Below are 21,214 nucleotides of genomic sequence, written 5' to 3'. Positions count from 1 at the left end.
CGCGTGCCTATTCAGTAAGCCGAGGGGCTCACCCCCGGCCCGACGGCGACAAACCCTTGGTGACCGTGGAAGTTACTCCTTGCTGAAGTCCCCGTGCAATAAGGAAAGTTGACAAAAATGCGACCCAAGTTCGCGACAGCAATCGACAGCGGTCACTTCGCCCGGGATAAGGTCTGCCTCGTGCGGATCTACATCCCGGCGACCCTGGCGATGCTGCGTCAGCTCATCGCCGACGGGTCAATGCGGCCGGTCAACGGTACCGCGTTCGCGGTGACACCGACACTGCGCGAAGCCTATGCGCAAGGCGGCGACGACGAGCTCGCCGAGGTCGCGCTGGCCGAGGCGGCGCTGGCGTCGTTGCGGCTGCTGGGCTCAGCGGGATCCGGTGGGACCCCGGGTGCCCTGTCTGACCCGGACGCGCTGCCCGTCCGGCGGGCGGTGCTGGTCGCTGACATCGACGACCCGGCCGGTGTCACTGCCCGCCCGGACCTAGACGACGCCGTCGTCCGGGTTCTGGGGTCCGTTGGGCTCGACGACGTCGTCGCCGCCTATGTGGACACCGCCGCGGCCGAGCCCGCGGTGGCCGCGGCGGTGGCCGTCATCGACGAGGCCGATCTAGGTGACCAGGACGCCGAACTGGCCGTCGGCGACGCCCAAGATCACGACCTGGCCTGGTATGCCGTCCAGGAGCTGCCGTTCCTGTTCGAACTGCTCTGACGGGCGGGCGGGCGGTTCCTCGGCAATGTCGTCATCTTTCCCGATCACCTTTCCCTGAGCACCGCCAGCAGGCGGCGGGCGATCGCGACGCGACGCGCACCCGGCCCGACCAGGGTGTCCAGTGCACAGTCCGGGTCGGCGGGGGGCCCCATATGCCCGCAGCCACGCGGGCAGTCGGCGATCGCTTCGGCCAGATCGGCGAATGCCAAAAGCACGTCGTCGGGTGCGATGTGGGCCAGGCCGAACGAGCGGACGCCCGGGGTGTCGATCACCCAGCCGGAGTCCCCCAGCGGCAGCGCCACCGACTGCGACGACGTGTGCCGGCCCTTGCCGACGCCGGTGACCTCTCCGACCGCCCGGCCTGCTTTTGGCACAAGACGATTCACCAGGGTTGACTTACCCACCCCGGAATGACCCAGCAGCACAGTCACTTTGCCGATCAGCAGCGGGGCGACGGCGTCCAGCGGGTCGTCGCGGCCCGCGGTGACGATGGTGAGGTCGAGGTCGGCGAAGTGGCCGGCGAACGGCGCTGCCGGGGCGAGGTCGGTCTTGGTCAGGCAAAGGATCGGGGTGATACCGCCGGCGTAGGCCGCTATCAGTGTCCGGTCGACCAATCCGGTGCGCGGCGGAGGGTCGGCCAGGGCCACCACGATCAGCAGCTGGTCGGCGTTGGCGACCACCACCCGCTCGGTCGGATCGGTGTCATCGGCGGTGCGCCGCAACATCGTTCGTCGCGGCCGCCGCCGTACGATGCGAGCTAGGGTGTCCGGTCGGCCGGACAGGTCGCCGACCAGGTCGACGTCGTCGCCGACGACGATCGGCGTGCGGCCCAGTTCGCGAGCTCGCATGGCGGTGACACCCCGGCGCGGATCGCGGTCGAGTGCGCAGGCCCAGCGGCCACGGTCGACGCCGACCACCATGGCCTGGCTCGCGCCGGCGTGTTCCGGGCGGATCTTGGTTCGCGGCCGGGATCCGCGGCCGGAGCGGATTCTGACGTCGGACTCGTCGTAGTCGCCGGGCCTCAACTGCGCGGCTCCACACCGGCTAGCATGTCGGCCCACAACCGTGGAAAATCGGGCAGCGTCTTGCCGGTGGCGGCGATGTCGTCCACCTGCACCCCGGGCACCCGCAGGCCGACGATCGCACCGGCCGTCGCCATCCGGTGATCGGCGTAGGCGCGCCAGACTCCGGAGTGCAGCGGTGTCGCGGTGACCACCAGCCCGTCGGGCGTCTGTGCGCAGTCGCCGCCGAGGCGGTTGATCTCGGTGGTGAGCGCGGCCAGCCGGTCGGTTTCGTGGCCGCGAAGATGTGCGATGCCGGTGAGCCGCGACACCGACCCCTCAACGGCCAGCGCCGCCAGCGCGGCCAGCGCCGGTGTCAGCTCGCCTACGTCGTGAAGGTCGACGTCGAAGCCGTGATACATCCCGGACCCCCGTACCTCGAGATATGAATCGGATTGTATGACAACGGAATTCAGATTCTCCAGGAAACCGGAGATCAGATCGGCGGGCTGAATGCTGGCGACCGGCCAGCCGGTGATGCGCACGCTTCCGCCGCATACCGCCGCCGCGGCCAGGAACGGTACGGCGTTGGACAGATCGGGTTCGATAGCCCAGTGGCGGGCCGCGACCGCGCCGGGGTGCACCCGCCACCGGTTCGGGGTCGCGTCGTCGACGTCGACCCCCGCCTGTCGCAGCATCGCCACCGTCATGGCGACGTGCGGAGCGGACGGCAGCACCGGGCCGGTGTGCAGCACGGTCAGCCCGTCGGTGAACGCCGCCCCGCACAGCAGCAGCCCGGAGACGAACTGCGAGGACGCCGAAGCGTCGATCGTCACCGTGCCGCCGGCGACCGACCCGGCGCCGCGGACCGAAAACGGCAGCCCGGCACCATCGACGTCGATGCCCAGGTCGCGCAGCGCGTCCAGCAGCGGTGCGATCGGCCGGGCCCGGGCCTGCTCGTCACCGTCGAAGGCGACGGTCGCGGTGCCCAGTGCGGCCAGCGGCGGCACGAAGCGCAGCACCGTGCCGGCCAGGCCGCAGTCCACCCGGGCGTTGGTGCCCGGGGAGAGCCCACCGCTGATCGTCACATGATGGCCGATCACCTCGACCCACAGGCCCAGGGCGCGCAGCGCGTCGATCATCAGATCGGTGTCGCGGCTGCGCAGTGCGCCGCTGAGCGTGCTCGCCCCGCGCCCGTGCGTGGCCGCCAGCGCTGCGAGCACCAGCGCCCGGTTTGTCTGCGATTTCGAGCCGGGCACGGTGACCGTCGCGTGGACGGGTGTCGGGTTCGTCGGCGCCGGCCAGGTGGTCACTCCTCTATCATCACCCGTCCGGGCCGGTCGGGCCGTCTCTGCCACCATGGAGGCATGTGCGGGCGTTTCGCGATGACCACCGACCCGGCGCTGCTGGCCGAGCAGATCGGGGCGATCAACGAAGCAGCGGCGGCCACGGTAGCGGAGTCGGAGGCCTATGCCTGGCCCTATCCGCCCAATTACAACGTGGCCCCCACCGCTGCTATCGCCACAGTGGTCAGTCGGCACGCCGAGCCCGACGACCAGCCGACCCGGCGGGTCCGGCTGATGCGGTGGGGGCTGGTGCCGCCGTGGACCAAGGCCGGTCCCGACGGCACGCCCGAGCGCAGCGGGCCGCGGCCGATCAACGCCCGCGCCAACAAGGTCACCACCTCGTCGATGTTCCGGTCGAGTGCCCAACACAAGCGCTGCCTGATCCCGATGGACGGCTTCTACGAGTGGCGCGTCGACCCGGACCCGCCGGCGGGCAGAAAGGCCCGCAAAACCCCGTTCTACGCCTGCCGTGACGACGGCGAGCTGCTGTTCGTGGCAGGGCTGTGGTCGGTCTGGAAGAACCCGGACGACCGATCCGTCGAGCCGTTGTTGAGTTGCACGATCATCACCACCGACGCGGTCGGCGAACTCGCCGCGATCCACGACCGGATGCCGCTGATGCTGCCCGAAAGCGCCTGGGATGCCTGGATGGATCCGGACGCGCCGCCGGCTGCTGAGCTGTTGACCCACTCGCCGGACGTCCGCGCCATCGCGCTACGTGAAGTGTCGTCCCTGGTCAACAACGTGCGAAACAACGGGCCGGAACTGATCGAACCGGTCGAGGCGCAGCCCGAGCAAGCGACGCTGCTCTAAGGCGACCCGGGCAGAGTGTTGCCGCCGGTCGAGCCGGGTGAGCCGGGCGAGCCGTCGGTCGCTTCGCCGGGTCCGGTCGCCATCGCGGTTCCGGCGGCACCGCCCGCACCGGGCGCCCCGGCGACGGCCCCGCCGTCACCGCCGTTTCCGCCGTCACCGGCAGTCGAGACGCCGCCGGCACCGGTGGTCCTGGTGTCGCCGCCGGCGCCGCCGTCACCGCCGTGGCCACCGGTCACGCCGTCACCGCCGGTGCCGCCGGTGCCGCCGTTGCCGCCATCAGCGATGCCATCGGAGCCGTGGGACGTGGCTTCGCCGCCGGCACCACCGACACCGCCGTTACCACCGACCCCCTTACCACTGAATGCACCATTACCGCCGGTACCACCATCGCCACCGTTGCCGCCGGTGGCGTAGCCGCCTGAGCCGTTGGTGGTGTCGGTAGCGCCGCCGGCCCCGCCGGCTCCGCCGTTACCGCCGGTGACCTTGCCGTCACCGCCAGTTCCGCCGGTGCCGCCGTTACCGCTGGTAGCGGTGCCATAGTGGCCGTTGGCCGTGGCGATCCCGCCGGCGCCGCCAGCGCCACCGTCACCGCCGGTGGTGACGCTGCCGACCCCGCCGGTGCCACCACCACCGCCGTTGCCGGCGGTGGCCTGGCCGCCCATGCCGTTGGCGGTAGCGGCGCCGCCGGCACCGCCGGCGCCCCCGGCGCCACCGATGGGCCCGGTTCCGCCGGTTCCGCCTTCGCCGCCGTCGGCGGCGGTGGCGATACCACTGGCGCCGTTAGCGGTGGCGGCACCACCAGCGCCGCCGGCGCCGCCGTCACCGCCGATCGTCGAGCCTTTACCCCCGTCGCCGCCGGCGCCGCCGTCAGCGGTGTCGGTAGCGGAACTGCCTTCACTGTCGCCGGTGTCGGAGAGGCCTTCACCGCCGGTGCCGCCGGTCCCGCCGACGCCGTACTGCGAGCCTTCCCCGGCGCCGCCCGCTCCGCCGTCACCGCCGACACCGCCGTTGATGCTGGCATCACCGGTGCCGCCGGTGCCGCCGGTACCGCCGACGCCCATGACGGTGCCGCCGGTGCCGCCGGCGCCGCCGTCGGCACCGGGTCCGCCGGCGCCGCCGTCGCCGCCGTTGCCGAAGAGTCCGGCGTCCCCGCCGGCCCCGCCGTCGACGCCGGGGGTCGTGCTGTCGTAGCCATTGCCGCCGTCGCCGAACCACAACCCGCCGGCACCACCGGTGGGATCGCCTGCGGTTCCGTCGGCACCGTTACCGATCAGAAACTGCCCGGACGCCGTGTTGATGAGCCCGTCGACGACCTTGCCGATCGGGTTGTTGATCCAGCTCTCGATGCCGGTGTGCAGCGAGGTGTAGAACGCGGCGGTCGGGTCGCCGCCGTCGAGGAAGTTGAGCAGGCCACCGACCGATTGGTCACTGAAGCCATCCGCGCCCAACAACGGTGCGGCATCGGGAGTGATCCACGCGGAGGGATCGAAAAGATCAGCGAGCCAATCGAACTCGTCGGCCTGGGCTGGAGGTGCGGTGGCCAGCGGGGTCAGGCCGAAGGCCAGAAACGCCCCCGCCGCTGCGCCTGCGCCGAGTACCCGGCGACCACGTCGACGTCCCTTGTTCTGGACGGATTGACGGCTATTTCCCATGAATCGTTGACGAGCCATTTGTATGTCCCCGATGTTTGACGACTGCTTGAGACTGAGAGATCTGCGGGCCCCAGGCTCGGCAATGTAATCACGCCGCGGGGAGGGTGTCAAACGATCGGCGGTCATCACGGACAGTGCCCGGCAACACCGGCAACGACCGGCCCACGTGGCCGGTCGACCGCGGAAGCCGAACGCTACCGACCGAACAGGCGCCGTTTCTGCTGGGTGTATTCGTCGTCGGTCAAGACCCGGGCTTCGCGCAGCTCTGCCAATTCCCGCAGTTCGATGTCGATCCCCAGCAACAGGGCGTACGGCAGTCGCTGCGGGTGCTCGGACCATTGTGGTGCCAGCTGCGGCGGCGCCGGGTGTTGCCGAGGCCTGCCTGCACGGTCGCGATCGCCACGGCCGATAGCCGCGGTGGCCCGCCCGGCCAGACCCGCCGCCGCTATCCCGGCGACGGGGGCGGCCGTTTCGATCACAGGCGCCGCCGCGCCGATAGCGGCGGGCAACGGTGCGCCGGCCGGTTGGGTTACCGACGCGGCCGCCACGGTCCAGGCCTGAGGCACCGATAACCCGCTGAGCACGACGGCCTCGCCCAAGCCGGCCGCTACCGGGGTCACCGAGCCCGCGAGCTCCAAAGGGAGGAGCACGTCAGCGTACTCGACCGCACCGAGCGCGTCGATGAGGAAAGTGCCGAGCACGTCCATGCCGAACGTCCCGATAGCCTCGGTGAGGAGATCGGCACCGGCCAGGCCTAGGACGGTAGCAGGTCCAGCTGCGGCCGGTGCCAGCGTGGTCAGTAGGGTCGATCCGTTGAGTGGTGACGTCACGCTGGCCGGCGATGCCAGGCCCTGCAGAGCGTGCGTCACCGCGTGGCCTGCTGCACCGGCCTGGCCTGCGGACCCGGTCGGGTTGGTGGTTTGCGGCGGTTCGGTGAACGCCGTCAGTCTTGAGGCCGCCGTGGCGCTGTGCGCGTAGCCGTACATGGCCGCGGCGTCCTGAGCCCACATCTGCGCGTAATGGGCTTCGGTGGCAGCGATCGCGGGGGTGTTCTGACCCAGGAAGTTTGTCGCCAGCAACAACATCAGCTGTGTGCGGTTGGCCGCGACGACCGGTGGCGGCACGGTCATCGTGAACGCGGTTTCGTAGGCGGCGGCCGCGGCTTTGGCTTGGACGGCGGTCTGTTCGGCCTGCGCGGAGGTGGTGTGCATCCACGTCGCATACGGTGCGGCCGCAGCGGCCATAGCGGTTGCGCTGGGCCCGGACCAGGCGTTGCTCAGTTCAGCGATCACCGATTCACAGGCCGTCCCCGCCGTTTGCAGTTCGGCGGCGAGGGCATCCCAGGATGTCGCGGCGGCCAGCAACGGCCCCGGGCCGGGACCGGCATACATTCTGCCCGAGTTGACCTCGGGCGGTAACAGCGCGAAATCCATTGCTAACACGGCCGGCTTGGCTTTGTTAGTCCCGGAGACATTGCTCGCAACGGCTTTTCGGTGTGACGACGCAATGTGACAGTCACGCCAGTCATCGGCCCAGCAGCCGACGTTTCTCTTCGGTGAACTCGTCTTCGGTCAAGATTCCGGAATCGCGGAGTTCGGCCAACTCCCGCAGTTCGCCGGCGATTTTCGTGATCGGGCCGTTCGCCAACCGCTCCGGCTGAACCGGCTGCTGTGGTGGCAGCTCGGGCTGCTGCGCCAGTGCCGGGCGTTTACGAGCCGTCATGCCGGCACGGTCGCGGCGGCCTCGGCCGACTGCTGCCGTGGCTCGTCCGGCCAGCGCTGCCGTGGCCATTTCGCCGAGGGGGAGCGCCGTTTCGCTCGCCGCGATCGCCGATGCGGCGGACAACGGCACGCCGATCTGTGGGATTATCGGCGGTGCCGCCACGCTCCAGGCCGGCGGCACCGACAATGTGCCGAGCGTCGCCGCTTCGCCCAGGCCCGCGGCTACCGGAGTCGCCGAGTTGACGAGCTCCTCGAGGGGCAGTAACTCCGGCAATTCTGTCCCGATCTCGCCGACGCCGATCAGGTCGATGCCGAAGGTGCCGGCCATGTCGACGCCGAAGGTCCCCGCGGCGTCGATGACGAAGGTGCCGAAGAGACTTGAGGCCAGAGCAACGAGGTCAATGGCTATGCCAGGGTCGATAGCCAGGGCTGGCGCAAGTGCGTTAAGCCCGGCTGGCGCGGCTGATGCCGAGGTGGCGGCCGCCGGTGACGCCAGGGCTTGCAGGGCCTGCGTTATCACCGAGGTGACGGTGCCGGTGTGGCTGGCGGCCACTGCCGCCGTGGCCTGGCCGACTGCGCCGGACTGGGCTGCCGGCCCGGCCGGATTTGTCGTCTGCGGCGGTTCGGTGAACGCCGTGAGCCTCGACGCCGCCGCGGCGCTGTGCGCATAGTGGTACATAGCCGCGGTGTCCTGGGCCCACATCTCGGCGTACTGGGCGTCGGTGGCCGCGATCGCCACGGTGTGCTGACCCAGCAGGTTTGTCGCCAGCAGCGACATCAACCGGGCGCGGTTGGCTGCGACGGCTGAGGGCGGCACGGTCATCGCGAACGCGGTTTCGTAGGCGGCGGCCGCGGCTTTGGCGTGGGCGGCGGTCTGCTCAGCCTGCGCGGAGGTGGTGTGCATCCACTGCGCATAGGGCGCGGCAGCGGCGGCCATCGCGGTTGCGCTCGGCCCGGACCAGCCGGTGTCCAGTTCGGCGATCACTGATTCGTAGGCCATCGCGACTGCATGCAGTTCGACGGCTAGGGCATCCCAGGACGACGCGGCGGCCAGCATCGGGCCTGGTCCCGCGCCGGAATACATTCTGGCCGAGTTGACCTCCGGCGGTAACATCGCGAAATTCATTGCTCTTTGCCTCCGTAATCAGTCGGTGGTGATCGGCAGTGCCTGGTGCCAGGGCTAGTGCCAGGTCTGGTGCCAGGCCTAGTGCCAGTTCGCCGACCGTGTCGCCGCGAGTGTCAAGGGCACTTCTCCTGCCCCCGGCTTGACTCTGATCGATAGGGCCCGGGGAGGTCACACACCAACCGCCGGCATCATGGCCCACGTGGTGTTCCAATGCCGACGGCTGTCGATTCCCGGACGCTAATCAACTAAGTTGAAGTGAACCTGAAGAGCCTGTGGTGAGAGGAACGTCGACAACTCACCCAGCCGATTCAGACGGGTTCGAACATTCGCGGCGATACGGTGTCAGTAAATGGACCCAACGACCATGAACCCAATGGACCTCATGGACCCAATGGACCCAATGGACCCAATGGACCCAAGCCGAACTTCTACTCGCTCCCGGCGAGGTGGCGGCGCCAATCCGTCGGCGCGCAGCACCGAAGAGTTCAGCGTGGGCATACCACGCGTGCTCGTGGTTGAGGATTCCGAGACGATCCGCGAAATGGTCAGCGAGGCGCTGACCGACGCCGGTTATCTCACCAGTACCCGGCCGGATGGGGACGAGCTGGAGGAGGTGCTCGACGGGTTCCGTCCGGACCTGGTGGTGCTGGACGTGATGCTGCCGGGCCGCGACGGTTTCGCCCTGATCGACGTGATCCTTCAATGGGGTGAGGTCGGGATCGTGCTGCTCACCGCGCGTGACGGGCTGCCCGACCGGCTACGCGGCCTGGACAGCGGCGCCGACGACTACGTGGTGAAACCCTTCGAACTAGCCGAACTGGTGTCTCGGGTGGGTGCGGTGCTACGCCGCCGGGGACGTCTACCGGCCGCGGTGCAGTTCGCTGACCTGATGGTCGACGTCGAGGCCGGGGTTGCCTCCCGCGCCGGGCACCAGTTGGGCCTGACGGCCACCGAGCTGCGACTGCTCATTTACTTCGTCGAACAGCGCGGCCGGATCGTGAGCGCCACGCAGATCCTCAACGCGGTATGGGGGTATGAGGCCTACGACCCGAACCTGGTGCAGGTGCATGTCAGCGGGTTGCGGCAGAAGCTCGAGGCGCACGGGCCCCGGATCCTGCACACCGTTCGCGGTATCGGTTACCGTCTACAGTTGCGCGGCCAATGAGCGCCACTCCTCAGCATCGCTGCCGCTCTGCATCGTCGCCGGCGCGGCCAATGAGCGCCACTCCTCAGCATCGCTGCCGCTCATGAGCGCTGTTCAACAGCCCGAAGCGGTTACCGCAACGCCGTCGCTGTGGTGCCGGTTGACGGTGGTGGTGGTGGGGTTGCTGGCGGCGCTTATGCTGGCTGTCGGCATCGTCATCAACGTCACCCTGGAAAGGCAGGCGAGCCGGAGCTTGCACGAGCGGCTGACGGTGGCCACCACACGCGCCGATGCCCTGGTCGCGCTGCACACACCGCCGGAGGTGTTGGCCGACCAGCTCAACGGCGGCATCGTCTCGGCGTTGGTCGTTACTGCTGACGGTGCCAGCTACGGCGACCCGGCGATCGAACCCGACGCCACCACAGGGTCCACCCTTCCACCGCCCCCCTTGGAGCCCGACGAGACCGCCACCGTGGTGGTGCATCCGCTGGCGGGCGGCGGGCGGGTGATCCTGGTCGCCGACTCTACCGAGGCTGCCGAGACGCTGCGCCGGCTGCGCCACCTGATGGCCGGCGCCGGTGCGGCCACTCTGATCCTGGCCGCCGTGCTGCTGATGGTGGCCGGCCGGGCCACGCTGGCACCGCTGAATCGGCTGACCGAGCTGGCCCGCGACATCACCACCGGGGATCGGGGCCGACGGCTTCGCCCCGACCGTGCGGGCACCGAACTCGGTCGCGCCGCCAGTGCTTTCGACGACATGCTCGACGCGTTGGAGGCCTCCGAGCAGCGGGCCCAGCGCGCTGCCGAGGGGGCGCAGCGGGCGGAGGCGGCGCTACGGAGGTTCCTCGCCGACGCCGCCCATGAGCTACGCACCCCGATCGCCGGCATTCAGGCCGCTGCTGAGCAGATCATCAGCAACGCCGGCCGGGACGTCACCGACACCACCGAATCTGCCGTCCGCCGCCAGCACCGCCGCGCCACTCTGCTGCTGGCCGAAGCGCGCCAGGCCACCCGGCTGGTCACCGACATGCTGGAGCTGAGCTACATCGACGCCGGGTTGCCGCTGGACCTTAAAGACACCGATCTAGTAGGGATCGTCGACACTGAAGTCGACCGAGCCGCACTGCTGGCTCCCCAGTTGAACGTCGACCGCGCCGGGCTCGCCACGCTTCGGGCCCGGGTGGATCCGACGCGGGTGGCGCAGATACTGTCCAACCTGCTCGACAACGCCCGCCGCTGCACGCCGCCCGGCGGGTACATCACTGTAGACGTCCGGCACCACGGTGCGACCGCTGAGATCACCGTCACCGACACCGGTATCGGCATCCCCAGCGAAGCCCAAGAGCGCATTTTCGACCGGCTGGTCCGGTTGGACACGGCCCGCGGCCGCGATTACGGCGGTGCGGGTCTCGGCTTGCCGATTGCCCGCGCGCTCGCCCGCGCGCACGGCGGCGACCTGGTCTGCATACCGCACGAAGGCGGCGCCTGCTTCCGCTTCACGGTTCCGGTGATGCTGTGAGCGCCAATCAACCATTGACAGAGGATTCCTCGGTGTGAGTAGAGTATTTCTCGTGTCAAAGGCGAATCTGCCGGGTGCCGAAGCACGTACGCGACTGCTGGAAGTGGCCCGACGCCGGTTCGCAGCCGAGGGCGCACTGGTCGCGACTCTCGACGATATCCGGCAGCAGGCCGAGGTCAGTGTCGGCGCCTTGTACCACCACTTCCCCGACAAGGCTGCGCTGGCCGCGGCAGTGTACGCCGAGACGATGAGTGAGTACCAGACCGGATTCATCGCCGCATTACAGCGGGCGGCCACCGCCCAGGCAGGGATTAGGGGCGGGGTCGAACATCACTTGTGCTGGGTGGCCGCCCATCGGGGTGAGGCCGGCCTGCTGCTAGGCGACCGGCTCGACAGTGCGGCGTTGCGGGATGCCAACCGGGAGTTCTTCTCCGCCATTCGCGACTGGTGGCGGCCGCACCATAGCTACGGGGCGCTGCAGCCGATGCGACCGGGCATCACTGCCGCACTCTGGCTGGGTCCAGCGCAGGAGTTCACCCGTTACTGGATCGCCGGCGGCGAACCCAAAATGCCGCGCGGAACGGTCAAGATCTTCGCCGACGCCGCGTGGGCGGCGTTGCGCGCCAAGGGGAGTGAGGAGGATGACCATGGCGGAATCTCTCTACGACCGGTTAATCGCCGAAGGCGACGACGCGCAAGCCCCCCGCCGTGTCCACGTCGAGCACCGCAATGACCGTGCAGTGGTGACTCTCGACGAACCGGACCGGCTCAACGCATTGTCGGCGCCGCTGGTGCGTCAACTGCGACGCGCCCTAGGGGAACTCGTAGCCGACCCCGCTGTTCGTAGCGTCGTATTGACCGGTGCTGACCCAGGCTTTAGCGCCGGTGGCGATCTGCAGATGATGCGCGCCGTCACCGAGCAGCGCACCGATCCACCTCCGGAGGGCGTCGCCGACGTGTGGCGATGGATCCGTCGCGAATTCGGCGGCGTCGCAAGGCTTATCGCCGGGTCGGACACTATCTTCGTGGCTGCACTCAACGGCGCCGCCGCTGGTGTGGGCCTGGCCTGGGCGCTGACCTGTGACCTCACCATCGCCAGCGAGCGCGCGGTGATCGTGCCCGCGTTCGGCCGGCTCGGCCTGCTGCCCGAGGTCGGCACCAGCTGGGCGCTGACCCGCCGCCTCGGCTACCAGGGGGCGCTCGCGTACTACCTGCGCGGGGAGCACATCGACGCGCACACCGCACAACGGCTGGGACTTGTGCAGCAGGTGGTCGCGCACGACAAGCTGCTCGCTACCGCCGACGAGTGGTGCTCACGAGTCGCCGCGATGCCGGCGCATGCAGTGGCGATGACCAAGCCACTGCTGCGTGCCGCGGCCGACGCCAGCTGGAACGACGCGCTGACCCTGGAGGAATTCGCCGAACCCACCTGCTTCACCACCGCTGCGTTCGCCGACAGCGTGCACACCATGCTGGCTGGACTTTCCTAGCTGGTAACCCGCGCTATCCCGTCAGAGCCCGACGATGAGGATGCCCACGCCCACCACGGCGGACAACGCGAGCGACACCAATAGGAAGTTGACCAATCCCCCCTTTGCCGGGAAGGCGTCGAGGTTAGCCGCGGCGATCGGTGCGAGTTTGCGGCCCGCGCCCCATGCCGCTGCGAGCAGTGTCGCCAGCCAGTTCGCATACGCGGCGTAGACGATCAGCGCCGCAGAAGTGTCTGCATGACGGAACTCTATCGGCGCGGTGTCGCGCGCAGTGGTTTCCACCAAGCTTGTCAACGAATTCGGCGTCGCGCCGGTCGACGGGGCAGCCGCACGCTAGGGCGCGCGGTATCCCGGCGGGTTGACCGAGTCCACCCACAGGTCGACCCCGAGGTCGCCGCCGGGCGTGCAGTCGTACACCGACAGGTCGGTCACCCCCGACTCCACCAGGATGTCCTCGCAGAGCACCGTGTTGCCCGTGTAGTCGGCGGCGGGCTTGTTGAGGATCACGTAGGCGGCGTCGGCGTACACGTCGGGCTTGCGCGCTCGGGCCATCGCCTCGTCGCCGCCGAGCAGGTTCTGTACCGCGGCGGTGGCAATCAGGGTGCGTGGCCATAGCGTGTTGGAGGCGATCCCCACTGCCCGCAATTCCTCGGCCATACCCAGTGCGCACAGCGTCATCCCGAACTTGGCCATCATGTAGGCGGTCGGCTTGAGCCACTTGGGCTCCAACCGGATCGGCGGTGACAGCGTCAGGATGTGTGGATTGGCCCGGCCCAACATGTGCGGGATGCAGGCCCGTGACACTGCGTAAGTACCGCGCACCTGGATGCCGTTCATCAGGTCGAACCTTTTCAGCGGCACCTCGGTGATCGACCCCAAGTTGATCGCCGAGGCGTTGTTGACGCAGATATCGACACCGCCGAACTGCTCGACGGTTGCTGCCACGGCGTTTTCCACGGCTTCCCCGTCGCGGATGTCGCCGACGATGGGCAGCGCCTGCCCGCCGGCGTCCTCGATCTCTTTGGCCGCGGTGAAGACGGTCCCGGGCAGCTTGGGGTGGGGTTCGGCGGTCTTGGCGATCAGTGCGATATTGGCGCCGTCACGCGCGGCTCGCTTGGCGATCGCCAGCCCGATGCCGCGGCTGGCGCCGGAGATGAACACGGTCTTACCGGAAAGGGACATGGCATTACCCTATTCCGCCCCGATATCGGCGATGACCGTGTGGGTCAGCCGAACCTGGTCCTACGGTCGGCGGCACCCGCGCGACCAGCAGGGCCGTGATCGCCCGGGTCGCCGCGCGCATCAGCGGGCGGGGGTTGCGGGCTGGGCGGGGCGGTTCGGGCCGAGTCGCCGACGGGAAATACCGCCATGGTCAATGCCGTTGATTGATGCGGTTCACAAGCCGCTACACCTCATTGCGGTCCGGCTGGACGCACCACCGAAAACCATTTTCGGTCGTGACCCTAGGATTGACGGAAGGAGAGTTCGGTGGCAACAGCGGTCAGCATGTTGGACGAGCCGGTCGTTCGATATGTCGAACTTCCGATGCTGGTCGAGCCACCGGTGGAGCCGCTGACGGGCACCGCGACCGAAGGGATTGTGGTAACCAAGATGGTCGACATCGAAGGTGTGCCCGGGTTGGAGGTGCCGCAGGCTGAGGGTTCGTCGGGTCCAGTCCGCTCCGATGAGACCGACGAGCAGCTGGCCGCACGTTTCGAGCGTGATGCGATCCCGCTGCTGGATCAGCTCTACGGCGGTGCGCTGCGGATGACGCGCAATCCCGCCGACGCCGAGGACCTGCTGCAGGAGACGATGATTAAGGCCTACACCGGATTTCGATCGTTCCGTGAAGGTACCAACCTCAAAGCGTGGCTGTACCGCATCCTGACCAACACCTACATCAACAGCTACCGCAAAAAGCAACGCAAACCTGCGGAATACCCCACCGAGGAGATCACCGACTGGCAGTTGGCTGCCACCGCCGAGCACTCATCGACTGGGCTGCGGTCGGCCGAGGTGGAGGCGCTGGAGGCGCTGCCGGACACCCAGATCAAAGAGGCACTGCAGGCGTTACCCGAAGAGTTCCGGATGGCGGTGTACTACGCCGACGTTGAAGGGTTCCCGTACAAGGAGATCGCCGAGATCATGGATACGCCAATCGGGACGGTGATGTCGCGGCTGCACCGCGGCAGACGCCAGCTGCGCAGTTTGCTGACCAATGTAGCCAAGGAGCGCGGGGTTATCCGCGACAATCCGACGGCTGAGGAGGTGTCGTCGTGACCGATCATTCGCAAGAGTGCGATTCGCCGGGCGCTGGCGAGCCATCCACGCGCGCGGACTGTGCACAGGTGATCGCTGAGGTATGGACGTTGCTGGACGGTGAATGCACCCCCGAGACCAAGGAGAAGCTGCGTCGGCACCTGGGGGAATGCCCCGGCTGCTTTCGGCACTACGGGATCGAGCAACAGATCAAGGCGCTGATCGCCCGTAAGTGCGGTGGCGACAAGGCCCCACCGGGTCTACGTGAGCGGGTGCTGATGCAGATCAGCCGCACCACGATAATCCATCACGTTCTCAGAGATCTGTAATGGCGCTCGAAATCACCGATCCACCGATTGAGGCTTAACACGGCTTAGCACGGAGTGGTGGTCGCGTTCCGGGCCCGTTGCACCCGGCTACCACTCCGCCACACCCGAGGTGATCTCACGCGGAAATTCGCGTTAGCCTTAGGCATTCGGACGTTTGCCGTGGTTGGCTTTGCTGTGCTTGCGATCGCGCTTCTTGCGGCCGCGCTTGGCCATGATTGGGCCTCCTTGCTGGTTTATCGGCAGCCAGTGTCTCATGTTGCGGGTGCACACCGGCCACCGGCCAACTGGGTGGTGCGGTGACGGGGCGCGGGTGCTGTGGAGATCGCCTACTGCTTGGACGGATTCGTGGGCTGGGTGAGCGGCAACGGCAACACCGGGCTACATCTGGTAGTTCAGGATTGGCCCTGGCTGGATCCGTCGGGACTGGTCGTGCCGGTTGTCCCCGTACCGTCCTGGCTAGGTGACGCCGGAGACGCTGTAGCCTGCCCCGGCGAGGTGGTGCCGGCTGTGCCCGGCGAGGTCGTGCCGGCGGTGCCGGGCAGCGTGGTGCTGTTCGTGCCGGCGGTGCCGGGCAACGTGCCGGCTGTCGTGCCCGGCAGCGTGGTGCCGGTGGCGCCGGGCAATGTGCCGGCGGTGCTGCCCGGCAGCGTGGTGCCGGTGGCGCCGGGCAATGTGCCTGCGGCGGCACCGGGCAGCGTCGTGCCGGCAGTGCCGGGCAGCGTCGTGCCGGCAGTGCCGGGCAATGTGCCGGCGGCGGCGCCGGGCAACGTATCGGTGGCGCCGGGCAATGTGCTGGCGGCGGCGCCGGGCAATGTGCCAGCGGTGCCCGGCAGCGTGGTGCCGGTAGCGCCGGGCAATGTGCCGGCGGTGCCGGCGGCGGCACCGGGCAACATCGAACCGGGGTAGCCCGCATCCGATGACAGGGAGCTGGCACTGGAGGGCATCAGTGAACCGAGGCCGGGCACCAAGGAATCCAATAGGCGGTTGAGTACTTGGAAGGCCACATTGGCCGCATTCACACCAGCGGCCGATCCCGATGGATCGGGCAGTGGATCGTCGGCAGGCATCGGGGCGGCCCCGGCAACCCCGTTACCCAGGCCGATTGCGCCGATGGCGGCTAGAGTAACCCCTGCACCGACGGTCGCCCGGGCCAGTGACCGCCGAGCTTTCAAGATGTTGGTAAACATGTTCACGGACAACGGACTACTCCTCAGCTCGACTGGCGCACCGACTGTGCGTCGAACACTTAAGTCACGTCCGTAACACTGCTCCTCAAGAGTCACAGCCTGAGTACGACACGATCACGGGTCGAGCTCTATAGAAGCGCTTAGTTATCTTGACGTTCACTTATTTCGGAAACCGGCCGCCGACAGCGTCCGCCACAGCCGGCGCGATGGCGCTGAGAAGGTGAACCGACCAGGAACCGCGTCCGCCTCGTGCCGGTGAACACCAATTATGGTTCGATAAGGCGACGGAATTGCGCAACCACCGAATGGGTGACGAACGGGGTGAAGATGGCCGAGGATGTCCGCGCGGAGATCGTGGCCAGCGTGCTCGAAGTCGTCGTACACGAGGGTGATCAGGTCAGCGAGGGCGACACTGTCGTGCTGCTTGAGTCGATGAAGATGGAGATCCCGGTGCTGGCCGAGGTCGCGGGCACGGTGAGCAAGGTGAGCGTATCGGTGGGTGACGTTATTCAGGCCGGCGACCTGATCGCGGTGATCAGCTAACCGTAACTTTCCTGCGACGTGGTGGTACACGACGACGGCCACGGTCTGCCCCGCGGGTTTAGCTTGGCGAACTCCGGCCACCTGGGCATGTTCGGCACGCTACTGTCCGCGGAGCTGGATGGCTCGCTGGCATCGGTCGGCAAAAGCCGGATCAGACTCTGGTGTGCGCCCTCGTCCGGGCGGTGCGCCGCTTGAGCGCGCGACGTTCGTCCTCGCTCATTCCACCCCAGACGCCGGCGTCCTGGCCGGTTTCCAGCGCCCAGGTGAGGCATTCGGTGACTACCGGGCACCGGGCACAGACCGCTTTCGCGGTCGCGATCTGCGCAAGCGCCGGGCCGCTGCTCCCCACCGGAAAGAACAGCTCCGGATCCTCGTCGCGACAGGCCGCTTTGTGCCGCCAATCCATGGGTCGTCAACTCCTCACTATGAGCGCAGCGGGGCGCTCGGGTTCTCTTCGGCTGTTAACGCGGGCGCAAGAAATCTTTACGGCTTGCATCCGATCGCTCGATCGTTTCACAGGCTGAACGGTTGTCAAGAGTGGCGGTCAGCACCGTGGTGTATCTCACGTCGGGCTGCCCCAGCCAGTCTCGAGCCAGCCCCGCTATCCGTTTGTACTACACTTTGGCCTAGTTGTGTGCAATTTCCGGCAGGAAAATCTATCAGTGCAGGTCAGCGTAGATCCGGAAGATTCATTGCGGGTGGCGCGACAACATTGAGGACGTCGGGTACGGCCCGGAATGTCATCTCACTGCGCAAGCCGATGTAGTCACCGTCGATCTGGGCGGCGATCGGTGCATCCCCGGCGGTGACCTGCAGCTGGGAGACGTCGTCGTCGCGGATGAGGTGTTTGGCACGCAGCTTCGGGCGCTTGGACAGCATCTGCCGGACCACCTGGAGGGTGGGCAGAAGCTTCATGCTGGTGGTCGCAAACACACCCATTCCGGACTCGAAGGTGCAGCCGGGGTTGGTCCACACCGACCGGCTGTTGGCGTAGGTCCACGGATTGGCGTTGGACACGAACACGAGGTGCACTCCGGGAACCGGGTCGTCGTCGCGTAGCTGCAGCGTCAAGGTCGGTGGGCGGCGGGTGCTGGCCAGCAGCGTGGGAACCGTCGTGCGGATATAGCGCAACGCTGTGACGTTGCGGCCCCTGTCACGTTCGGCCTCGACCGCGGCCACCACCTCGCCGTCCACGCCCATACCGGCGTTGAGAACTGCCCACCGCTCGCCGCAGTCGATCAGGCCGATTCGGCGCCATTGTCGTCCAGAGTGCCCGGAACTGTATCCGTTGAGAAGACCGATGAGCTGGTTGGTGGCTTCGATCGGGTCTGCGGGGATGCCCAGGGAGCGGGCGAAGACGTTCGCCGAACCGCCCGGCACCACCGCCACCGCGGGCACGTGTCCCGACGGCAATGCCCCGGGGCGACCCAGCAGACCGTTCACCACCCCGTGCACCGTGCCGTCACCACCGTGCACGATGATCACGTCCACCCCGTCGGTGGCGGCAGCCCGCGCCAGCTCGGTCCCGTGGCCGCGGTGATCGGTGTGCTGAATGGTCAGCTCGACGCGGCTCTTGAGCGCGTGAGCCAGCAGGTCGCGGCCGGCCGGAGTGGTCGATGTGGCGTTGGGGTTGACGATCAGCACGGCACGCACGACGGACCAGTGTATGGGATTGTGATGGCTACCCTGGCGGTGTGAACACAGTCGCCCGGGTACCGGGAGCGGTGCGCGGCGCGGGGCTGATCGTCGCGGCACAGGGCGCGGCTGCCCTGATCGTCGCCGCGATGCTGGTGTTGCGGGGGCTGGCCGGCGTCGACCAGGGCGACGTCAACGGCTTCGCCACCGCGGCGTGGTTCGCACTGGTCGGCGGTGCTGTGCTCGCGGCTTCGGGGGCTCTGCTGCGGGGCCGGCGGTGGGGTCGCGGCATCGCGGTCTTCGTCAACCTGACGCTGCTGCCGATCGCCTGGTATCTGGGGGCCGGGTCGCACCGGTACGGCTACGGCGTCGCGGTCGCGGGTTCGGCACTGGCCGTGCTGACGCTGCTGTTCAGCCCGCCGGCGCTGCGCTGGGTTGCGCAACCCCCAGGGCCGACAAGATCGTGGTGAATTTAGTCGTGGTCTCCGCGAGTTCGCTGTCCGGATCGGACCCGGCAACAATGCCGCTGCCGGCGTGGGCCAGCGCGTGGTGCCGGTCGCGGGAAAGCTCCGCACACCGGATCGACACCACCCATCTACCGTCGCCGTTCGTGTCGCACCAGCCGACGGTGCCCGCATAGAATCCCCGGTCGCCCTCCAGCGCGCGGATGACTTCGACGGCGGCTCCGGTCGGGACTCCCCCGACCGCCGGAGTGGGATGCAGCGCCAACGCCAGATCCAATGCGGTGGTGGATGTTTCGCGCAGTCGGCCGGTGATTTCAGTGCTCAGGTGCCACACCGCGGCGGTTCGGCTGAGTTGCGGTGCCGACGCGATGTCGAGCTCGGCGCAGAGCGGATCCAGTACGGCACCCAGCCGGTCGACGACCAGCTGATGCTCGTGGAGATCCTTCGCCGATGCCGCCAGGGCAGCGCCGTTGGCGGCGTCGACAGCCGGGTCAGTGGAGCGCTCCGCCGACCCGGCGAAGGGACGACAGGTGACCAGGTCGCCGTCGCGGGCCACCAGCAGCTCCGGGCTGACGCCCACCAGCGCGGCACCGCAATGGCGGCCACCGGCAGCGGTCAGGTCGACCAGGTAGCCGTAGCCGGACGGGTCGGCGGCAACGAGCCGGCGCAGGATGGTGCGAGTGTCCAGTGGTGCGTCGGCGACCAGCTGCAACGTGCGGGCCAGCACCACCTTGCGCAGCGTGGTGCCCGGTGCGGCCAACTCGTCGAGCACCCGGCAGATCCGGGCACGGTGGCCGGCTGGGGTCGGCATCGCCGCGGCTATGCGAGCCTGCGGCAGCGGTCCGTCAGGCCAGTCGGGCAGTGCGTCGACGCGGTGCACACCGTGTGCGACCATCAGCGCTGCGGCGTTGCTCGAGTCGAATGGCAACGCGCCCAACAGTATTGGTATGTCACCGGATTCCAGAGCGGCTCGCGCCGCGGTGACCTCTGAAAATCGGACCGTTGCTGCGTCCACTGCGTCGGCGACCAGTGTCCCGTCGGGTCCGGACAACACAAATGCCGGTTCGACAGGTTCGGGTGCCGTCGATGACGTCTTCACTACCAGTGTCCGGTCAGCCCGAGCGCGCTGAGCTGACGCACCCCGTGCTCGAAGCCGCAGACCGCGATCGACCCGGTCGCCATGCCGAAGCGGATACCTTCGCCGAGCGGCAGCTCGAGCCAGCGCGTGATCACCGCCCGGGAGAAGTGCGAGTGCCCGACGAATACCACGTCGCGTGCTGCAAGGTGCCGCAACGCCAAGCCGACGGCGCGGTCGGCGCGGGCGCTCAGCTGTTCGAGGTTTTCGCCGCCCGGGCAGCCGTGCGTCCACACCAACCAGTCGGGTTCGGTTCGGCGGATCTGTGCGGTAGTCAACCCTTCATAGTCGCCGTAATCCCATTCGGCGAGATCTTCGGAGACCTCGTCGATCGACAACCCGGCAAGCTCGGCGGAAACCTGGGCACGCCGGCGTGGGCTGCAGATCACGAACGGGTGGTCCAGGTGCAAGTCGACCAGCACGCTGGCGGCCGCTGCGGCCTGCCGCCGGCCGGTGTCGGTCAGCTCCAGTTCGGTGCGGCCGGTGTGCTGCCCGCTCTTCGACCACTCGGTCTCACCGTGGCGCAGCAGCAACAGCCGGTAATGGTCCCGATGATCCGCTTCGCCCACGCTGACCGATTGTGCACGACACCAGAGGTCGGCGTCCTACCCGGTGCACCGGACCGGGCCCGTGCCAGGATGGCAGTTGTGACCGAGGAGCGGAGCCGGTGACACCCACGCGCATATTGGCTGTGGCCAACCAGAAAGGCGGCGTGGCCAAGACGACGACGGTGGCGTCGCTGGGCGCGGCGATGGCCGAGAAAGGCCGACGGGTGCTGCTCGTCGACCTCGATCCGCAGGGGTGTCTGACGTTCTCCCTGGGGCATGACCCGGACAAGCTGCCCGTCTCGGTGCACGAGGTGCTGCTCGGCGAGGTGGAGGCGGGCGCTGCGCTGGTGCCCACCGCGGAGGGCATGACGCTGCTGCCGGCCAACATCGACCTGGCCGGTGCCGAGGCGATGCTCCTGATGAGAGCGGGCCGCGAGTATGCGCTGCAACGTGCGCTGGCCAAACTCAGTGACCAGTCCGCGGACCGGTTCGACGTGGTCATCATCGACTGCCCACCGTCGCTGGGGGTGCTCACCCTCAACGGCCTCACCGCCGCCGGCGAAGTGATCGTGCCGCTGCAGTGCG

At 68.3% G+C, this 21,214-nt stretch carries 23 protein-coding genes and 1 pseudogene; 12 read left to right on the top strand and 12 right to left on the bottom strand.

Going from position 1 to position 21,214, the window contains the following annotated elements; all coding sequences use genetic code 11:
* The first annotated feature begins 117 nt into the window (after positions 1–117).
* Positions 118–717: a DUF6912 family protein gene (locus AC2VOP_RS07670; protein ID WP_486960406.1), complete on the top strand. Its 600-nt coding sequence runs from the start codon at positions 118–120 to the stop codon at positions 715–717.
* 44 nt (positions 718–761) lie between these two features.
* On the opposite strand, the gene rsgA is transcribed toward AC2VOP_RS07670, so the two are convergent.
* Positions 762–1,742, bottom strand: a complete 981-nt coding sequence (gene rsgA / locus AC2VOP_RS07665; RefSeq protein ID WP_486960405.1) for a ribosome small subunit-dependent GTPase A — start codon at positions 1,740–1,742, stop codon at positions 762–764.
* Positions 1,739–3,031, bottom strand: coding sequence for a 3-phosphoshikimate 1-carboxyvinyltransferase (aroA, locus tag AC2VOP_RS07660; RefSeq protein WP_486960404.1), 1,293 nt, complete (start codon positions 3,029–3,031; stop codon positions 1,739–1,741). Before aroA ends, rsgA begins: the two co-directional genes overlap by 4 nt.
* A 54-nt stretch (positions 3,032–3,085) precedes the next feature.
* On the opposite strand from aroA, the gene AC2VOP_RS07655 reads away from it, so the two are divergent.
* A complete protein-coding gene (locus tag AC2VOP_RS07655; protein WP_486960403.1) occupies positions 3,086–3,877 on the top strand; it encodes an SOS response-associated peptidase in 792 nt (263 codons plus the stop codon).
* Here the strand turns inward: AC2VOP_RS07655 and AC2VOP_RS07650 are convergent.
* From AC2VOP_RS07650 to AC2VOP_RS07640, 3 genes are all read right to left on the bottom strand, one after another.
* Positions 3,874–5,547 (bottom strand): PGRS repeat-containing protein, encoded by a 1,674-nt coding sequence (locus AC2VOP_RS07650; protein ID WP_486960402.1) that lies wholly within the window; start codon positions 5,545–5,547, stop codon positions 3,874–3,876. The two genes, AC2VOP_RS07655 and AC2VOP_RS07650, sit on opposite strands and share 4 nt — an antisense overlap.
* Before the next feature lie 176 nt (positions 5,548–5,723).
* Positions 5,724–6,962 carry a PPE family protein gene (locus AC2VOP_RS07645; protein WP_486960401.1) on the bottom strand — a complete coding sequence of 413 codons (1,239 nt, stop codon included), beginning with the start codon at positions 6,960–6,962 and terminating at the stop codon, positions 5,724–5,726.
* A gap of 91 nt (positions 6,963–7,053) precedes the next feature.
* The gene (locus tag AC2VOP_RS07640) at positions 7,054–8,376 is read right to left on the bottom strand and encodes a PPE family protein, SVP subgroup (RefSeq protein WP_486960400.1); all 1,323 of its coding nucleotides are present in this window, start codon (positions 8,374–8,376) and stop codon (positions 7,054–7,056) included.
* Positions 8,377–8,785: 409 nt separating this feature from the next.
* Between AC2VOP_RS07640 and AC2VOP_RS07635 the strand changes: the two genes are divergently transcribed.
* The 4 genes from AC2VOP_RS07635 (at position 8,786) to AC2VOP_RS07620 (ending at position 12,529) form a co-directional block, all read left to right on the top strand.
* Entirely contained in the window at positions 8,786–9,541 is a 756-nt protein-coding gene (locus AC2VOP_RS07635) for a response regulator transcription factor (RefSeq protein ID WP_486960399.1), read from the top strand.
* Between the two features lie 82 nt (positions 9,542–9,623).
* Entirely contained in the window at positions 9,624–11,039 is a 1,416-nt protein-coding gene (locus AC2VOP_RS07630; RefSeq protein ID WP_486960398.1) for a sensor histidine kinase, read from the top strand.
* A gap of 52 nt (positions 11,040–11,091) precedes the next feature.
* Positions 11,092–11,772 (top strand): TetR/AcrR family transcriptional regulator, encoded by a 681-nt coding sequence (locus AC2VOP_RS07625; RefSeq protein ID WP_486960397.1) that lies wholly within the window; start codon positions 11,092–11,094, stop codon positions 11,770–11,772.
* On the top strand, positions 11,681–12,529 hold the full coding sequence (locus AC2VOP_RS07620; protein WP_486960396.1) for an enoyl-CoA hydratase/isomerase family protein: 849 nt from the start codon (positions 11,681–11,683) through the stop codon (positions 12,527–12,529). Before AC2VOP_RS07625 ends, AC2VOP_RS07620 begins: the two co-directional genes overlap by 92 nt.
* 21 nt (positions 12,530–12,550) lie before the next feature.
* On the opposite strand, the pseudogene AC2VOP_RS07615 reads toward AC2VOP_RS07620, so the two are convergent.
* Positions 12,551–12,757: pseudogene (locus tag AC2VOP_RS07615) on the bottom strand (hydrogenase); the annotation flags it as partial.
* A gap of 105 nt (positions 12,758–12,862) precedes the next feature.
* Positions 12,863–13,711 (bottom strand): SDR family oxidoreductase, encoded by an 849-nt coding sequence (locus AC2VOP_RS07610; RefSeq protein ID WP_486960395.1) that lies wholly within the window; start codon positions 13,709–13,711, stop codon positions 12,863–12,865.
* A 429-nt stretch (positions 13,712–14,140) separates the two neighbouring features.
* On the opposite strand from AC2VOP_RS07610, the gene AC2VOP_RS07605 reads away from it, so the two are divergent.
* Together AC2VOP_RS07605 and rsrA are read left to right on the top strand one after the other, a co-directional pair.
* Complete coding sequence (locus AC2VOP_RS07605) at positions 14,141–14,809, top strand: sigma-70 family RNA polymerase sigma factor (protein ID WP_486960410.1); 669 nt, start codon at positions 14,141–14,143, stop codon at positions 14,807–14,809.
* On the top strand, positions 14,806–15,117 hold the full coding sequence (gene rsrA / locus AC2VOP_RS07600) for a mycothiol system anti-sigma-R factor (protein WP_486960394.1): 312 nt from the start codon (positions 14,806–14,808) through the stop codon (positions 15,115–15,117). Before AC2VOP_RS07605 ends, rsrA begins: the two co-directional genes overlap by 4 nt.
* A 138-nt stretch (positions 15,118–15,255) precedes the next feature.
* Here rsrA and AC2VOP_RS07595 read toward each other — a convergent pair whose 3' ends face one another.
* Positions 15,256–15,330: a 50S ribosomal protein bL37 gene (locus tag AC2VOP_RS07595; RefSeq protein ID WP_011728008.1), complete on the bottom strand. Its 75-nt coding sequence runs from the start codon at positions 15,328–15,330 to the stop codon at positions 15,256–15,258.
* Positions 15,331–15,432: 102 nt separating this feature from the next.
* Here AC2VOP_RS07595 and AC2VOP_RS07590 point away from each other — a divergent pair, with 102 nt between their 5' ends.
* Complete coding sequence (locus tag AC2VOP_RS07590) at positions 15,433–16,023, top strand: hypothetical protein (protein WP_486960393.1); 591 nt, start codon at positions 15,433–15,435, stop codon at positions 16,021–16,023.
* Between the two features lie 608 nt (positions 16,024–16,631).
* Positions 16,632–16,847, top strand: a complete 216-nt coding sequence (locus AC2VOP_RS07585) for a biotin/lipoyl-binding carrier protein (protein WP_486954043.1) — start codon at positions 16,632–16,634, stop codon at positions 16,845–16,847.
* Positions 16,848–16,998: 151 nt separating this feature from the next.
* On the opposite strand, the gene AC2VOP_RS07580 is transcribed toward AC2VOP_RS07585, so the two are convergent.
* Complete coding sequence (locus AC2VOP_RS07580) at positions 16,999–17,253, bottom strand: WhiB family transcriptional regulator (RefSeq protein WP_486960392.1); 255 nt, start codon at positions 17,251–17,253, stop codon at positions 16,999–17,001.
* 263 nt (positions 17,254–17,516) lie between these two features.
* A complete protein-coding gene (locus tag AC2VOP_RS07575; RefSeq protein ID WP_486960391.1) occupies positions 17,517–18,500 on the bottom strand; it encodes a diacylglycerol/lipid kinase family protein in 984 nt (327 codons plus the stop codon).
* Positions 18,501–18,541: 41 nt separating this feature from the next.
* On the opposite strand from AC2VOP_RS07575, the gene AC2VOP_RS07570 reads away from it, so the two are divergent.
* The gene (locus AC2VOP_RS07570; RefSeq protein WP_486960390.1) at positions 18,542–18,952 is read left to right on the top strand and encodes a hypothetical protein; all 411 of its coding nucleotides are present in this window, start codon (positions 18,542–18,544) and stop codon (positions 18,950–18,952) included.
* Here AC2VOP_RS07570 and AC2VOP_RS07565 read toward each other — a convergent pair.
* Together AC2VOP_RS07565 and AC2VOP_RS07560 are read right to left on the bottom strand one after the other, a co-directional pair.
* Positions 18,894–20,045 carry an isochorismate synthase gene (locus AC2VOP_RS07565; RefSeq protein WP_486960389.1) on the bottom strand — a complete coding sequence of 384 codons (1,152 nt, stop codon included), beginning with the start codon at positions 20,043–20,045 and terminating at the stop codon, positions 18,894–18,896. The two genes, AC2VOP_RS07570 and AC2VOP_RS07565, sit on opposite strands and share 59 nt — an antisense overlap.
* Positions 20,045–20,650 carry an acid phosphatase gene (locus tag AC2VOP_RS07560; protein ID WP_486960388.1) on the bottom strand — a complete coding sequence of 202 codons (606 nt, stop codon included), beginning with the start codon at positions 20,648–20,650 and terminating at the stop codon, positions 20,045–20,047. The genes AC2VOP_RS07565 and AC2VOP_RS07560 overlap by 1 nt, the downstream gene beginning before the upstream one ends.
* A 98-nt stretch (positions 20,651–20,748) precedes the next feature.
* On the opposite strand from AC2VOP_RS07560, the gene AC2VOP_RS07555 reads away from it, so the two are divergent.
* Positions 20,749–21,214 (top strand): ParA family protein (locus tag AC2VOP_RS07555; protein WP_486960387.1); only part of this gene is annotated, 466 nt, incomplete at its 3' end.

The organism is Mycobacterium sp. TH-M106, from assembly GCF_057473765.1.
The sequence above is the reverse complement of the archived record's forward strand: the minus strand, read 5'-3'. Positions and strand labels throughout refer to the sequence as shown.

Excerpts from the sequence above, each read along its gene's own strand:
- AC2VOP_RS07670 (WP_486960406.1), top strand. The coding sequence starts at position 118 with ATGCGACCCAAGTTCGCGACAGCAATCGACAGCGGTCACTTCGCCCGG.
- AC2VOP_RS07655 (WP_486960403.1), top strand. The coding sequence starts at position 3,086 with ATGTGCGGGCGTTTCGCGATGACCACCGACCCGGCGCTGCTGGCCGAG.
- AC2VOP_RS07650 (WP_486960402.1), bottom strand. The coding sequence starts at position 5,547 with ATGGCTCGTCAACGATTCATGGGAAATAGCCGTCAATCCGTCCAGAAC.
- AC2VOP_RS07645 (WP_486960401.1), bottom strand. The coding sequence starts at position 6,962 with ATGGATTTCGCGCTGTTACCGCCCGAGGTCAACTCGGGCAGAATGTAT.
- AC2VOP_RS07640 (WP_486960400.1), bottom strand. The coding sequence starts at position 8,376 with ATGAATTTCGCGATGTTACCGCCGGAGGTCAACTCGGCCAGAATGTAT.
- AC2VOP_RS07635 (WP_486960399.1), top strand. The coding sequence starts at position 8,786 with ATGGACCCAAGCCGAACTTCTACTCGCTCCCGGCGAGGTGGCGGCGCC.
- AC2VOP_RS07630 (WP_486960398.1), top strand. The coding sequence starts at position 9,624 with ATGAGCGCTGTTCAACAGCCCGAAGCGGTTACCGCAACGCCGTCGCTG.
- AC2VOP_RS07620 (WP_486960396.1), top strand. The coding sequence starts at position 11,681 with ATGACCATGGCGGAATCTCTCTACGACCGGTTAATCGCCGAAGGCGAC.
- AC2VOP_RS07610 (WP_486960395.1), bottom strand. The coding sequence starts at position 13,711 with ATGTCCCTTTCCGGTAAGACCGTGTTCATCTCCGGCGCCAGCCGCGGC.
- AC2VOP_RS07605 (WP_486960410.1), top strand. The coding sequence starts at position 14,141 with ATGGTCGACATCGAAGGTGTGCCCGGGTTGGAGGTGCCGCAGGCTGAG.
- AC2VOP_RS07585 (WP_486954043.1), top strand. The coding sequence starts at position 16,632 with ATGGCCGAGGATGTCCGCGCGGAGATCGTGGCCAGCGTGCTCGAAGTC.
- AC2VOP_RS07580 (WP_486960392.1), bottom strand. The coding sequence starts at position 17,253 with ATGGATTGGCGGCACAAAGCGGCCTGTCGCGACGAGGATCCGGAGCTG.